This is a genomic window from Microbacterium sp. (assembly GCF_031179285.1).
Lineage (GTDB): Bacteria > Actinomycetota > Actinomycetes > Actinomycetales > Microbacteriaceae > Microbacterium.
In genome coordinates this window covers 61,875-76,399 of the sequence record NZ_JAPSHY010000008.1, presented here as the reverse complement: position 1 = coordinate 76,399, position 14,525 = coordinate 61,875, and the positions used below count along the sequence as shown (strand labels likewise).

Here is a 14,525-nt window from a genome sequence, read left to right as displayed (position 1 = left end):
TCAAGAAGCCCGTGATTCAGGGCTCCGACACCTTGGAACACTCACGTGACATCATCAGCGCTTGCCATGGCAGCGCCTCCTCAAGCAGGCGCGCCTCACAACAGAATCAGGCCGGAGATTCAGGGACTCAGAGCAGTTGCGGTCATGGGCGTGCTGCTCTTCCACCTGTGGCCTCTACGACTCCCCGGGGGTTTTGTCGGGGTTGATGTGTTTTTCGTGGTCTCAGGCTTTCTGATTACTGACCATCTCGCACGAGAGTTCGCAGTACACGGCACGATCTCCTTACCTGCGTTCTGGGCGCGAAGAGCGCGACGCCTTCTTCCAGCGTCTTTGTTGGTGCTCGCTGTCACCGCTATTGCCGTCTGGGTGAGCGTGCCTCTCGCGCGCTGGGCTCAGTTGGGTAGCGAGATCATCGCATCTACCCTCTACATTGAGAACTGGGCGTTGGCAACGCAATCAGTTGACTACATGGCGTTGTCCAACGTCAAGTCTCCCACTCAGCAATTCTGGACGCTGAGCGTCGAGGAACAGTTCTATCTGGCGTGGCCCATCCTTCTCATCGCGGGCTGGTGGGTAGCGCGTCGCCTCGGCCGAGACGGCACGACCGGGATCACGGTAGCAATCGCCGTGATCACTGCAGTCAGTTTCACGGCGTCCGTGCTGACCACTGCAACCTCGCCCGATATTGCGTACTTCTCGACCTTCACCCGTGCCTGGGAGTTCGGCGCCGGCGCACTTCTCGCGCTCACGCTGCGGCGAAATAGCCACACGTTCCCACACACAGCAAGAACATTGATCTCCTGGGGCGGATTGGCGGCCATCGCGATAGCCATGCTCGTCTACGGGCCGGCTACGCCTTTCCCGTCCTACACCGCTGCCCTCCCAGTCGTGGGCACCATCATGGTCGTCGCTGCCGGGACCGCCGCCGCTCGCCTTTCCCCGATCAGGATGCTCTCGTGGCGTCCAATACAGTTTGTCGGCGACATCTCGTACGGTGTATACCTCTGGCACTGGCCGCTGATCATCCTTGTTCCGTTCTCGACCGGTCACGCATTGACCACGATAGAGAAGATCGCGGTACTGGCGGCGTCTCTCGCTCTTGGCGGTGCGTCCAAGTTTCTCGTCGAGGACCCGGCTCGGACAAGTCGCTGGCTCAGTCGTTCGCGCCCCCGAAGGTCTCTGCTTGCCGCCGCTGGCGCGATGGCTCTGGTCTGTGCAACCGCGCTTCCACTCGCGACCGCAACCGTGCCGCCGCCGCCTGAAGTGTCCGAGGCGACGCAACCGTGTGTCGGGGCAGAGTCGATGGCATCGAAGTCGTGCGGTGATCCGCTGTATATTCGGCTTCAAGCGCCGGTCGAATCGTTCCCTGCGGACCTACCCAGCGAAGCGGTGCGAGCCTGCGAACGCTCAGTCGAGAGCCAAGAATACGTGCGGTGTGACGTCGTGGATGCGGAACCAGGCGCTACTCGAATCGCTCTCGTGGGCGATTCGCACGCCACGCGCTGGGTTGAAGCATTCGAACGAGCAGCCGCTTCTAGCGGCCACGGGCTCAGCACCTTTCTGGTCTCCGGCTGTCCACTGATCAGCCGCGAGCCGCTTGGCAGCGCGTGGGGTTTCGATCCTGTTGGAAGCCAGCTCTGCCCTGTGCTCACGGACGCGGTGCTGTCTGAAGTAGCGTCAGATCCTACGATCACCGACGTCGTATTCGTCAACCGAACGAGGCTGTACCTCTCCGATGATCCGGAGCTCCATCCATTGACCCCGGACATGGTTGCCGACAGCGTCGCCGAGCTTGAGTCGATAGGCAAGAACGTCATCGTGCTCGCCGCTCCGCCGGAGTTGAATGCCGTGCCGGCTCAGGGTGCGGCGAGCGCCGCTGACTGTTTGGCAGTTCACCTAGATGCTGACGGGTGCACGCTTCCGCGAGCTGCGAGTGAGTTCTCCGACCCGATGCGCGCGGGTGCAGAGGCTGCAGGCGGAGGTGTGCTGGATCTGACAGATGTCTTCTGTACCGAAACACGATGCCTTTCCCAGATCGGCGGATTGGTGGTCTACACAGACGACAATCACCTGACCCGGTCATTCGCGGCGAGCACGTCGCGAATTCTGACACAGCGGCTCCTGCCGATGTTGACAGCAGGAACGCCAGCGCAGTGACGCCGGCCTCTTACACTCAACGACGGTGACGACAGATCCACCGGGTCACGACAGATCCACCGGGTCACGACAGATCTACCGGGTCACGACAGATCTGACAGATCCACCAGGTCCATCTGCGCCCACGACAGAGAGTTGAGCGTCTAGCTCAAACACTCGCGCATCACCGCAGGGGATGAACGCCAGCCAACACAATCTCGTCCAGCTTCAGAGTGCTGTTGCTAGGACGCGTAGCGAGGTCGCCGATTCCGTTGAGGCTCAGTCTCCCTTCCGGCGTCGCGTCGGCAGTCCTCGCGCGCTCACGGAACGAGGTACTCCGCGAGGAGATCCTCTCCGCGGCGCGGCTTGAAGCCGGCAGCGACGACCCGGGAGAGGTCGAGTTCGCTGTTGCGCGGGCGGGGGGCGACCGGTCCCGCGGCATCCGCGAAATACTCCGCGGTCGACACGCCGGTGACGCGAGCAGGGTCGTGTCCGGTGAGCGCGAACGTGCGCCGGGCGATGTCCGCCCAGGTCATCGAGTCGCCCGCGGAGCTGAGGTTGTACACGCCGTATTCGGGGCGCTCGGCGAGAAGGTGGCGGATCAGCCGCGCGATCTCCGAGGCGAAGGTGAGGCGGCCCCGCTGGTCGTCGACGACGCGAGGATCGACGCCCTTGTCGGCGAGGACCGCCATGGTTCGCACGAAGTTGTTCCCGCTGCCGATCACCCACGACGTCCGGACGATGTAGTGCCTCGGCGCGGTGGCGACCGCCAGGTCTCCCGCCGCCTTCGACTGCCCGTAGACGCCGAGCGGACCGAGCGGGTCGCTCTCCCGGTAGGGCTTGTCGGCGGAACCGTCGAACACGTAGTCGCTCGAGACGTGCACCAGGGTGATGCCGTTCTCCGTCGCGATGCGAGCCAGTGCGGCGGGGCCCGCAGCGTTCACCGCCCAGGACGCGGCGCGTCCCTCCGGTGTCTCCGCGCGATCCACCGCGGTGTAGGCGGCGGCGTTGATGATCGTGTCGTAGTCGCGCCAACGGCGCGCGATGGCCAAATCCGGCGACGACAGATCGAATTCGTCGCGCGTCGTCCACTCGACGTGGGCGAGGCCGTCGAACTCGCCGCGCAGCGCGGTGCCGAGCTGACCGCCCGCGCCGAGGATGAGCGTCTTCCGGGGAGCGATCGGCTGCACGTCGGCAAGCCGCGGGTGACCGAGGTCTTTCGCCGAGACCTCGGAATCCGACAACGGGATCGGCCACTGGATCGCGGCGGTCTCGTCGGCGAGGTTGAGAAACGAGTAGGAAGCTTCAGCCGACCAGTGGTCGTTGACCAGGTAGGTGTACGCCGTGTCCGGCTCGAGGGTCTGATAGGAGTTGCCGACCCCCCGAGGCACGAAGATGGCCTTCGACGGGTCGAGCTCCGTCGTGAAGACTGCGCCGAAGCTGGGGCCGTTGCGCAGGTCCACCCAAGCACCGAAGATGCGTCCCGTGGCCACCGAGACCCACTTGTCCCAGGGCTCGGCATGGATTCCGCGAGTCGTCCCGACGGCGTCGTTGAACGACACGTTGTTCTGCACGGGCCCGAAGTCGGGAAGTCCCGCGGCTGTCATCTTCTCGCGCTGCCAGTTCTCCTTGAACCAGCCACGGGAGTCGCCGTGCACCGGTAGATCGAAGACCACCAGGCCAGGGATCGTCGTCTCGATCCTGCTCAGCGACTTCCCGAAGTCGATGCCACCCACGTCAGTCACTGTCCCTTCGAGGCGTAGAACGCCTCGGTCTGGTCCTTAGATGGCGCCCACCAGCTCTCGTTGTCGCGGTACCACCGGATGGTCGCGGCCAGCCCCGACTCGAAATCGGCGAACTGCGGCGTCCACCCAAGTTCCGTGCGCAGCTTCGTCGAGTCGATTGCGTAGCGCAGGTCGTGTCCGGCGCGATCCGTCACGTGATCGTACGCGTCGCGCGGTTGTCCCATCTCCTCCAGGATCAGCTCGACGACCTCCTTGTTGTTGCGCTCTCCGTCGGCGCCGATGAGGTAGGTCTCGCCGATCGCACCCTTCTCGAGGATCGTGAGGACCGCCGAGGAGTGGTCGTCCGCGTGGATCCAGTCACGGACGTTCTCGCCCGCCCCGTAAAGCTTCGGACGGATACCGCGGATGACGTTCGTGATCTGACGCGGGATGAATTTCTCGACGTGCTGGTACGGTCCGTAGTTGTTCGAGCAGTTGGAGATCGTCGCCTGGACGCCGAAGGATCGGACCCAGGCGCGCACGAGGAGGTCGCTGCCCGCCTTGGTCGAGGAATACGGCGATGACGGGTTGTACGGCGTCTGCTCCGTGAAGCGCTCCGGGTCGTCGAGCTCGAGATCGCCGTAGACCTCGTCGGTCGAGATGTGGTGGAACCGCGTCTCGTGCTTCCGGGCCGCCTCGAGGAGCGTGTACGTGCCGATGATGTTCGTGTCGAGGAAGGGACGCGGGCTGTGCAGGGAGTTGTCGTTATGTGACTCCGCCGCATAGTGCACGACGGCATCCGCCTCGGCGGTCAGCCGGTCGACGAGTTCGGCGTCGATGATGTCACCCTGCACGAATCGGACGCGATCCTCGGGCAGCCCGGCGAGGGAGGCGCGGTTGCCGGCGTACGTGAGGGCGTCGAGGACCGTGACGGTGTGGTCGGTGTTCGCGACCGCGTAGTGCACGAAGTTGGACCCGATGAACCCGGCGCCGCCGGTGACGAGGATGTTCGACATCAACGACCTCTTTCCAGGGTCTCGAGCAGGTAGGTGCCGTAGCCGGACTTCACGAGCTTCTCCGCGCGCTCGCGCAGCTGGTCGTCGGTGAGGAAGCCCTGACGCCAGGCGACCTCCTCCGGCACGCCGATGCGCAGACCCGTGCGGCGCTCCATCGTCCGGACGTAGTCCCCGGCGTCCGACATTTGGTCGAATGTCCCGGTGTCGAGCCACGCCGTCCCGCGCGGAAGCACTTCCACTTGGAGGCTTCCGCGCTCGAGGTAGGCACGGTTCACGTCGGTGATCTCGTACTCGCCACGGGCGCTGGGTTCGAGCCTGCGGGCGATCTCGACCACGTCGTTGTCGTAGAAGTACAGTCCCGGGACCGCGTAGTTGCTCTTGGGGTGTGCGGGTTTCTCCTCGAGCGAGACGGCGCGGCCGTCGGCGTCGAACTCCACGACGCCGTACGCCGTAGGTTCAGCAACCCAGTACGCGAAGACGGCTCCGCCTTCGACATCGGTGTAGCGCTTGAGTTGTGTGCCGAGCCCGGGACCGTACAGCAAGTTGTCACCGAGGACGAGTGCGACCTTGTCGTCGCCGATGAAGTCGGCTCCGATGACGAAGGCCTGGGCGAGCCCGTCCGGCGACGGCTGCTGCGCGAAGGTGAGGCTGACTCCGAACTGCGATCCGTCTCCCAGGAGACGCTCGAACTGCTCGGCGTCATGAGGCGTCGTGATGATCAGGATGTCGCGGATGCCGGCGAGCATCAGCGTCGAAAGCGGGTAGTAAACCATCGGCTTGTCGTACACCGGGATGAGCTGCTTGGAGATGCCGATCGTGATCGGATGCAGCCGGGTACCCGAGCCGCCAGCGAGGATTATGCCTTTCACCCCCATATCGTGCCACACCTGAGCTGAGAGCCGCGGGCGCCGAGCTCAAGCAAGGCAAGTCACATCCTTCACACTGGCATCATCCGCATATATCAGTCACAATGAGCAAGTGACCGGTCAACGATTCCTCAGCCTGCAGACCATCGTCGCCAGCGTGGCCGCAGGTATACTCGGCGCCTCGATCCTCGTGGCAAGTCCGGTTGCGGCTGCCAGCACCGGTTTCCCGGGGGTCGTCAGCATGGCGGCCAGTTCCGGAAGCGCTACAGCCACCCACGCGGCTGCACCGAACGACATCACGAAGGCAGCGAACCTCGCATCTTTCCGACCGGGCAACATCATCGCCGACGCGGTCTTCTTCAATCCTTCAACGATGAGCAGCGCGAACATCGACTCGTTCCTGCGCAGCAAGGTGAGTTCATGCCGCGCCGGCTACGTGTGTCTCAAGGACTACCGTCAGAACACACCGAACCGTTCAGCCGACGCATACTGCCGTGGATACTCCGGCGCGGGCAACGAGTCCGCCGCGACAATCATCGCGAAGGTGGCACAATCCTGCGGGATCAACCCGCAAGTCCTCGTCGTGATGCTGGAGAAGGAACAGAGCCTGGTCACCCACACTTTCCCCAGCCAAGGGCGATTCAATATCGCGATGGGACAAGGATGTCCTGACACGGCCGGTTGCGACCCGGGCTATCTCGGCTTCTTCTACCAGGTCTACGGGGCCGCCCGGCAGATGAAGATCTACGCCGAAGGGCGCTGGTTCACCTACTACGCACCCGGCAGGACGTGGAATATCCTGTACCACCCGCGGCCGGAGCGAAACTGCGGCTCATCTCCCGTCTACGTCGAGAACACCGCCACCGCGGCCTTGTACTACTACACGCCGTACCAGCCGAATCGTGCCGCGCTCACTGCGGGCTACGGCGAAGGAGATCGCTGCTCCTCCTACGGCAACCGGAACTTCTATCAGTTCTTCACCGACTGGTTCGGAAGCACCCAGGCGTCGGCGCTGATCCACGGCGCCGGCCAGGCGGATATCTACCTCGTTTCTGCCGGAACCAAGCATCGAGTGTCGACGCTGGAGGACCTGGCGGTCTTCCGATCCCGTTTCGGTTCGGTCACGGAAGTCTCAGCCGAGTACGCGAACAGCTTGCCACGTGGCGGCGATGCCTCGAGGTATGTCCACGACCCACGCACGGGAACGCTCTACGTCCTGGATCCCGACGGTACGAAACATCGGTTCCTCAACCCGGAACAGATCGCTCGCTTCGGATACGCGTTCAGTTCGTATGTCAACTTGGCGCCCACGCTCATCGACCAATTCACCACGGGCGCGGAGGTCACGAACTTCTTCCGCATCTGGGACGGCCCTGATCTGTACGTGTTCGAGAGTGGAAAGAAACGCCACATCGCGTCGTACTCTATGTGGCAGTTACTCTCCCGCGGAACGTCCGGGTACGTCGCCTTCATGCCGAGCGGTGCCGCGACGGCGCTCCCGATGGGGCCGGTCGCCCTCGAGCCGAACACTCTGATCCGCCCCGCCTCGACGGGTGAGGTGTATCTTCTCCTCAGCAGCAACACCCTGCTGCACATCCCCAGCTTCGCCCTCGCTGCCGAGTTCGGTGCGTCGCGCTATATGATCGTCCCCGATTCCTCGGTGAGCGCCAATCTGCGTGCCAAGGGTAGCCTGACGCCGATCGTCCAGTGCGCGGGGGCAACGAAGATCGCAGCGGGTGGAAAGATCCACGCCGTCACCGGAACCGACTTCGGCGGCATCGCGCCTGCCGTCCTCTCCGCGCAGGATTGCGGGGCCTTCGCGCCCTCCACCTCGACGTATGCCACCCCCTTGTTCCTGCAGGCAGCCGGACATCCCGAGGTCTACGCGGTGGGCGGAGGCAAGCTCAAGCACGTGCGCAGCTACGCCGTTCTGCAGAGCCTCAACGGCGGACGCCCGCTCTCCTTGATCACCTGGTCCAAGGCCACGGTGACCGACGTCGGCGTCGGGTCCTCGTACCTCGCCGACAAGGAGTTCGTCAGCTTCACCGGGCGGGGCGAGATCTACCAGTACACCGAAGGGCAACTGCGCCACGTCCGCGACTACTCGACCCTGTTGAGCCTGAACGGCGGCCGAGTGCCCTCGATCACCTCGCTCAAGGCCGATTGGCTTCCCGACTATAAGATGGGGGCGCCGATCCTCAGCTCTGGCACTTTCGTCCAGTTCGACGGCCTGCCAGAGGTCTTCTTCTTCTCGGACGGGCAGCTCCGGCATGTGCAGTCGTACGCCTCGCTCGTTCGGTTGGCGAACGGTCGGCCCCTCACGATCGTGAAGCTGCCGGCGGCGAACAAGGGCGCCTATGTGCTCGGCACGCCAATCCCCTGAACGAGGGCAGTCCGCTGACTGTGGGATCGTAGAAGCATGAAAGCTGCGAAGGATCGGATCCTGGTGATCGTGCCTGCCTGGAACGAGGCCCGGAACGTCGGGACGACCGTCAGAGAGATACTCGGCAGCAGCGACGCCTACGATGTGCTCGTCATAGACGACGGTTCCACCGACGGCACGGCGAATGCCGCACGAGTCGCGGGCGCGCGTGTCATGATCCTGCCCTTCAACCTCGGGGTGGGCGGTGCGATGCGTACTGGATTCACCTACGCACAGCGGATGGGCTATGAACGGGCGGTCCAGGTCGACGCCGACGGGCAGCACAATCCCGCCGACATCGGCAAGGTGATCGACGGCCTGCGGGGGGCCGATATTTCCATCGGCGCACGATTCGCCGAGGTGGGAGATTACTCCGTGAGGGGACCGAGACGCTGGGCGATGGTATTCCTCGCGCGTACCGTGTCCCGGGTGGCCAAGACGCGACTCACGGATGTGACGAGCGGCTTCAGGGCGGCGAACCGGCGGGCGATCGACCAGTACGTCGAGTACTACCCGGCGGAGTACCTCGGAGACACGGTCGATTCGCTCGTGGCGGCATGTCACGCCGGCCTGAAGGTGACACAAGTGCCTGTCGCGATGCGGCCTCGAAACCACGGCACTCCGAGTCAGGGACCGATCGGAGCATCCGTCTACCTTCTGCGTTCGCTCTTCGCACTCGCACTCGCGTTGGTGCGCGGCGCGGTCACCCGGCCCCGATCTGACTCGGGGGAAGTCACGGCATGATCATCTTCGTCGGGATCGCCCTCGCTCTCGTGATCCTGGTACTCGTGCTCTGGATGCTCATCGCGCGACGAATCCGAGAGAAATATGCCGCGATGTGGATCGTGATCGCGCTGAGCGTGCTGATCCTCGGTCTCTTCCCGCAGCTGCTCCTCTGGGCGACGGCGACGCTCGGCGTGCAGGTTCCCGCCAACCTCCTCTTCTCGCTCGCCATCGTGCTACTGCTCGGTGTGTCCTTGCACCTTTCCTGGGAGCTCTCCCAAGCGGAAGACGAGATCCGTCGCGTCGCCGAGGAAGCTGCCCTCTCGCGCACGGAACTCGAGGATCTTCGCGCACGCGTCGATCGCCTCGAACGGGCCGTAGGCGCTCCCGATCAGCCGGGCTCCTCGGCACCCGAATGAGCACCGCTATGGTGTGGGCGGTCATCACGGCATACCGCCCTGACGCAGGCCTGGCGGAGGCCGTGGAGGCCCTGCGAGATCAGGTCACCGCGATCGTGGTGGTCGACGACGGGAGCGGTGACGAGTCTTCCCCCCTGCTCGCGCGCATTCAGGAGCGGGGCGCGATCGTCGTGCGGAACGCGGAGAATCGCGGTATCGCCTTCTCGTTGAACGTCGGGATCATGCATGCACTGGACGGAGGTGCGGACGCGGTTCTGACGCTCGATCAGGATTCCGCCATCGGCTCGGACTTCGTGCAGCGGCTGGGCGACGCTCGGGAGGCGGCCATGAGTGCAGGCCATGCTGATCCGCCCATCGTTCCCGAGTACTTCGCCGGTGTGCGCCAGGTGCGCACGCGAACGGCGGATGGCACGCTCGTCGCGCGCCACGCCATCCAGTCGGGAATGCTCTTGAGCCGAACGCTCCTCGAGCAGGTGGGGATGATGCGCGAAGACCTGTTCATCGATCTCGTCGACACCGAGTTCGAGATGCGCTGCGTATCCGCGGGCAAGGTAATGGTCGCGGCGCCGGGGCTGCGTCTGGGACACAGTCTCGGCCGTCAGTACGTCCGGACGCTCTTCGGGCGCCCATTCTCGTTCCCCGGCATCCCTGCCGTCATCACTTTGAGTACCCCCTTCCGCTACTACTACCGCGTGCGAAATCGGGTCGTCATCAACCGCGAGTTCGGACGGACCCATTTCCTTTGGACCGCCCGGGACACGCTGCTCGAAGCCGTCCATTTTCTGAATGCGTGGCAGTTGGCGCAACCTCGCCGGTCGCTCTTTTCGGTCTATCGGGCGGCCGTACGGGACGCACGGGCTCGCCGCATGGGCCGGATGGACGCGCGCACCGCTGCGCTCGCCTCGTCCATCAAGTGGAGAGCGGAACCTCTGGACTAGTGTCGCTCCGACCGATTCGCGACAGTTCCCGGAGAGCCGGGACCACCAGCACTCCGAAGCTCACTGCCTCGGAGATCGAGACACCGAGCGAGATCACGACCGGAGATTCAAGCGCGGACCCGGCGAGCATGGTCGCCAGGCCCCCGGCCGCAGCGGCGATCGTCGCAGCGAAGACGAGCCGGTAGCGCTGCGCGGGTATCAGGAGGTTGCGGATCAACGGGGTGGTCGTCGACAGGAAGAAGAAGGAAACACCGAACAGCACGCCGGGGAGCGGCTGTGCCGCGACGTCCTCACCGAAAAGGATCGTGGTCGCCCAGGGAGAAAGGAGCGCGATCGCCGCACCGCCGAGCAGTCCGAGCACGAGATGAACGACGATCGACAGTCGGTGTCGGCGCGCAGGATCGGTGTCGAGCGGGTTCAACACCCATGCCTGGAACGCGTTTCCGATCGCCACCACGGTCAAGAGCGCAACGCGATAGACACGATCGGAGGATGCGAACGCGCTCGCATCCTCCGAGGAGAGACCCGCCGTGGCAATCGGCACGGGCGTCGAGGCGTAGAGGTTGCTCGCTCCGTCGATCCCCGCCGTCGGAAGGAGCACTCTAAGACAGCGGCCGATGCCGACTACCGGCTGCCCCTCGCGGAGGCGCGGGTGCGCCGTGCGCCATGCGTGTACCGTGAACGACGGCAACATGAACGCCACCATGATCGCCGGGTACCAGAGGACCTGAGCGCTGAGCGCCACGATGGGCAGCGCGACGAGCGAAGCAGCGAGCTTCGGAAGCGCGTCATACAGCATCAGCGCTTGCGGGTTACCCTCCCCGATGCAGAACCATGCGGGTGATAGCCCGCCGAGCGTCATCGCCACCGCGACGCACACGGACTCGAGACGAAAGCTGGGGCCGCTGATGAGGTAGGTGGCGATGGCGACCGCGGGCACGGCAACCGAAACCGTCACCGCACGAGTGAGGAGGCTCTCGTAGAGCAGCGCTGCCTTCTCCGCCGTGCTCGTGCTCCGCGCCACCCGCACCGGACCGACGATGCCCCAACCGAAGAGGACGATCACCATCCCCAGGATGCCGATGGACTGGCCGGCCGAAAAATTCGCCCACCCTTCGCTGCCCACGACCCGGGAGATGACCGGCAGTATGATGAAGGGGGCGAGAGCTGAAAGAACCGGGGCGCCTGTGAAGCCCACAAACCTGAGCATGAGTGACCGCATCCGCTCCAGTCTATGCGTCGCGTGCTCGGAAGAGAGTCCAGAGCATTGAGCGACAGAGCGACCGTCAGCGTCTGCATAGCGACGTACAACGGTGGCCGCTACCTCCGCGAGCAGCTCGAATCCGTCCTGGCCCAACTCGGACCCGATGACGAGATCGTGATCGTCGACGACGCCAGCTCCGATGACTCCGTCGGTATCGTCGAGTCGTTCGCCGATCCCCGGCTCACGGTGCACCGGAACGTCGAGAACCTGGGCTACGTCCGATCCTTCGAACGAGCCATGAGTCTCGCCCGCGGTGACGTGCTTCTTCTCTGCGATCAGGACGACGTGTGGATCGACGGACGCGTGGATGCGCTGTGCGCGGGGACCGCGTTGCATGCCGTCGCGGCGTCGAATATCGTGCTGTTGGGCTCCGAGCGGGCGCTGAGCTCGCCGCTGACCGGACGCCCGTGGCTTCTCCGCGCTCAGGACAGCGAGCACTCCCTTCGGAACGAGCTGCGGATCCTTCTCGGGGACGCGCCCTACTTCGGGTGCGCGATGGCGGTGCGGCGAGATGCTCTGGCTCTCGTGCTGCCGTTCCCCTCGTATCTGACCGAGTCCCACGATCTCTGGATCGCGACGGCGGCCAACGCCGCTGGAGAGATGGTGCACATTGAGCGCCCCAGCCTGCGTCGGCGCGTGCACGACGCGAACGCCTCCACATCCCGCCCTCGCGGGGTCGCCGCCGCTCTGCGGTCGCGAATCCTGCTCCTGAGGCTGTGGTTCGACGCCCGGCGCAGGCTCAGGCGCCTCTAGGCCCGCGCAGCGACGGCGACCTGGCCCCGCGCCCCCTTCGCCAGCCGGATGAAGTGTCGCTCCACGAACATCCAGCTCAACCAGCCCAGGGCGAACGTACCGACGGTCGTGATCGCGACGTACAACGGCATGCCCAGCGCCGCACCCCCAAGGATGACGACGAGCTGCTGCACGGGCCACGCGTAGATGTAGAAGCCGTAGGAGACGTCGTTGCGCGCAACCCATGGAGGCTGGGCGACGATGGTGGACAGGTAAAGCAGCGCGTAGCCGATCAGCGGCGCGGCCAGCGGACCGCCGACCACCGGCACGAAGACCATCAGCGCGGTGGCGACCGGGATGGAGAGGATGCCGATCATCGGCACCAGACCCCAGCGGTGGACGACAAGGTAGATGAGTGAGCCTCCCAGGAAATACGGAAGCAATCGGGCGAAGAGACCGAAGTCCTCGTCGAGGCCGCCGGTGATTCCCCACGCCATCGCAGCACGCACGAGGACGGAGACCACCCAGAGCGCGCCGACGAAGACGACCGATCGTCGATAGATCCCGAGTCCCCCGAGCAACCACACCGTGAGATAGCAGAGGAACTCGAAATAAAGCGTCCAGAGCGAGCCGTTCCACGCATTCGGGTAGGGAACGTCCGAGAGCGAGGATCCGATCTGGTAGTGGTCGATGTGCAGGAAGAAGTTGCCCCAGATGTACTCCAGCGGTGTCGGGCCCGTCGTCAGGTACCCAGCGAGCGAGCCGTGCGTGATGAGCTGTGCGACGGGGCCGAACCCGAAGGCAGTCACCAGCAGGCAGACGACGAACGCGGGCATGATTCGAGCGATCCGATGCACGAGGAAAGTCCCGGCGTCGGTACGGAATCGAGAACGGGTGATGAGGAAACCACTGATCACGAAGAACCCGATGACCGCCCAGCCGCCGAGGTTCTCGCCGTTGAAGCCGGGACTGTCGGACCGGCCCACGATGTAGTACCCGTGCGCGAGCAGCACGAGGAACGCCAGGAGGAGGCGGAACAGGTTGAGGCTGTTCTTCCGGTACGGGAACTCCGAGCGGACGAGTAGTCGTCGGATCACTTGAGCAGGTTCCGCTTGCTCATTTCGTCGAGCGAACGCTGATACCCGTCCTGTTCGATCGGCTCGGTCAGGACCCATTCCACGAACGCGCTGACGCCATCCCGGAAGTCGGTTCGCGGGACGAAACCGAGTACCTCTTCGAGGTGGCGGGTATCCGCGACGTTGTGCCTGATGTCGCCGAGACGGTAGTTGCCCGAGATCCGCGTGGGCACGTCGCGACCGAAGGCGGCGAACAGCGCCGCCACGACTTCCTTCACCGTCGTGGCGACGCCGGAACCGACGTTGAACGTCTCCCCCGCTGCGCGCGCATCCGTCGCCGCGAGATAGGTGGCCTCGACCACGTCGTCGATGTAGACGAAGTCGCGACTCTCCTCGCCGTCCTCGAAGATGTTGATGTCCTTGCCCTGACGGATCAGCGTCGAGAAGATCGAAAGGATGCCGGTGTACGGGTTCTTCAGGGACTGGCCTGGCCCGTAGACGTTCTGATACCGGAGCGCCACGCCCTCCTTGCCGATCGTCGGAGCCACCGTCATCACCAGGGATTCCTGCATGTGCTTCGTGATCCCGTACACACTCGACGGATGCAGCTTCGCATCCTCATCGGTCGGCACTAAGGTCAGCGCACTCTCGCCGGGGTGGTGGACATCGAAATCCCCTGCGGCCATGTCCGCGTCGGCTCGGTGGTTCGGGTAGACAAGTCGACCGTCGGCCGTCCGGTAGGCACCTTCACCGTAGATTGAGCGCGACGATGCGATGACGATGCGTCGGACCGAGTTCTCCTCGTTGGCGAGGATATCCAGCAGCTTGGCAGTCCCTCCGACGTTCGCCTCAACGTAGCGGTCGATCTCGTACATCGACTGGCCGGTACCCGTTTCCGCGGCGAGGTGAACGACGACCGTCGCTCCTTCGAGCGCGCGACGCAGATCATCGGCCGACGTCACTGTTCCCTCGATAACGGTCGCGATGCCGTCCAGTGATCGAAGCAATGGCGAGGTCTGCTGAGGGTCGTCTCCGTGCACCTGAGGGATGAGCGAATCGAGCGCCGTCACCGTGTGGCCGTCCTGCGCAAATCGGGCAGCGAGGCGTGAGCCGATGAAGCCCGCACCTCCGGTAATCAGCACGTGCTCAGGCATGCGGTAGCCTCCAGAAAGTCGTTGCTCGGCGAGACGTTCACGCCGGTCGCGCGGC

General features: G+C 64.6%; 12 protein-coding genes. 6 read left to right on the top strand and 6 right to left on the bottom strand.

Annotated elements, in window-relative coordinates; translation table 11 throughout:
• Positions 1–66: 66 nt before the first annotated feature.
• Positions 67–2,157, top strand: coding sequence for an acyltransferase family protein (locus tag RIN18_RS07060; RefSeq protein WP_309103314.1), 2,091 nt, complete (start codon positions 67–69; stop codon positions 2,155–2,157).
• A gap of 299 nt (positions 2,158–2,456) precedes the next feature.
• Here the strand turns inward: RIN18_RS07060 and RIN18_RS07055 are convergent, their stop codons facing one another.
• The 3 genes from RIN18_RS07055 to rfbA are packed head-to-tail and all read right to left on the bottom strand — an operon-like array spanning position 2,457 to position 5,745.
• Positions 2,457–3,881, bottom strand: coding sequence for a sugar nucleotide-binding protein (locus RIN18_RS07055; RefSeq protein ID WP_375163506.1), 1,425 nt, complete (start codon positions 3,879–3,881; stop codon positions 2,457–2,459).
• Positions 3,878–4,876 (bottom strand): dTDP-glucose 4,6-dehydratase, encoded by a 999-nt coding sequence (gene rfbB, locus RIN18_RS07050; protein WP_309103247.1) that lies wholly within the window; start codon positions 4,874–4,876, stop codon positions 3,878–3,880. The genes RIN18_RS07055 and rfbB overlap by 4 nt, the downstream gene beginning before the upstream one ends.
• Entirely contained in the window at positions 4,876–5,745 is an 870-nt protein-coding gene (gene rfbA / locus RIN18_RS07045; protein WP_309103246.1) for a glucose-1-phosphate thymidylyltransferase RfbA, read from the bottom strand. Before rfbA ends, rfbB begins: the two co-directional genes overlap by 1 nt.
• Positions 5,746–5,854: 109 nt before the next feature.
• On the opposite strand from rfbA, the gene RIN18_RS07040 reads away from it, so the two are divergent.
• Genes RIN18_RS07040 through RIN18_RS07025 form a run of 4 tightly spaced genes read left to right on the top strand, consistent with a single transcriptional unit; the run spans position 5,855 to position 10,244 of the window.
• A complete protein-coding gene (locus RIN18_RS07040; protein ID WP_309103245.1) occupies positions 5,855–8,125 on the top strand; it encodes a hypothetical protein in 2,271 nt (756 codons plus the stop codon).
• 36 nt (positions 8,126–8,161) lie between these two features.
• On the top strand, positions 8,162–8,908 hold the full coding sequence (locus tag RIN18_RS07035; RefSeq protein ID WP_309103244.1) for a glycosyltransferase family 2 protein: 747 nt from the start codon (positions 8,162–8,164) through the stop codon (positions 8,906–8,908).
• The gene (locus RIN18_RS07030) at positions 8,905–9,306 is read left to right on the top strand and encodes a DUF2304 domain-containing protein (RefSeq protein WP_309103243.1); all 402 of its coding nucleotides are present in this window, start codon (positions 8,905–8,907) and stop codon (positions 9,304–9,306) included. The genes RIN18_RS07035 and RIN18_RS07030 overlap by 4 nt, the downstream gene beginning before the upstream one ends.
• Complete coding sequence (locus tag RIN18_RS07025) at positions 9,303–10,244, top strand: glycosyltransferase (protein WP_309103242.1); 942 nt, start codon at positions 9,303–9,305, stop codon at positions 10,242–10,244. The genes RIN18_RS07030 and RIN18_RS07025 overlap by 4 nt, the downstream gene beginning before the upstream one ends.
• Here the strand turns inward: RIN18_RS07025 and RIN18_RS07020 are convergent.
• Positions 10,216–11,454, bottom strand: a complete 1,239-nt coding sequence (locus RIN18_RS07020; RefSeq protein ID WP_309103241.1) for a polysaccharide biosynthesis protein — start codon at positions 11,452–11,454, stop codon at positions 10,216–10,218. The genes RIN18_RS07025 and RIN18_RS07020 overlap by 29 nt on opposite strands.
• Before the next feature lie 57 nt (positions 11,455–11,511).
• Between RIN18_RS07020 and RIN18_RS07015 the strand changes: the two genes are divergently transcribed.
• Entirely contained in the window at positions 11,512–12,261 is a 750-nt protein-coding gene (locus tag RIN18_RS07015; RefSeq protein WP_309103240.1) for a glycosyltransferase, read from the top strand.
• Here the strand turns inward: RIN18_RS07015 and RIN18_RS07010 are convergent.
• On the bottom strand, positions 12,258–13,337 hold the full coding sequence (locus RIN18_RS07010; RefSeq protein ID WP_309103239.1) for an acyltransferase: 1,080 nt from the start codon (positions 13,335–13,337) through the stop codon (positions 12,258–12,260). The genes RIN18_RS07015 and RIN18_RS07010 overlap by 4 nt on opposite strands.
• Complete coding sequence (locus RIN18_RS07005; protein WP_309103238.1) at positions 13,334–14,470, bottom strand: NAD-dependent epimerase/dehydratase family protein; 1,137 nt, start codon at positions 14,468–14,470, stop codon at positions 13,334–13,336. The genes RIN18_RS07010 and RIN18_RS07005 overlap by 4 nt, the downstream gene beginning before the upstream one ends.
• Positions 14,471–14,525: the final 55 nt, after the last annotated feature.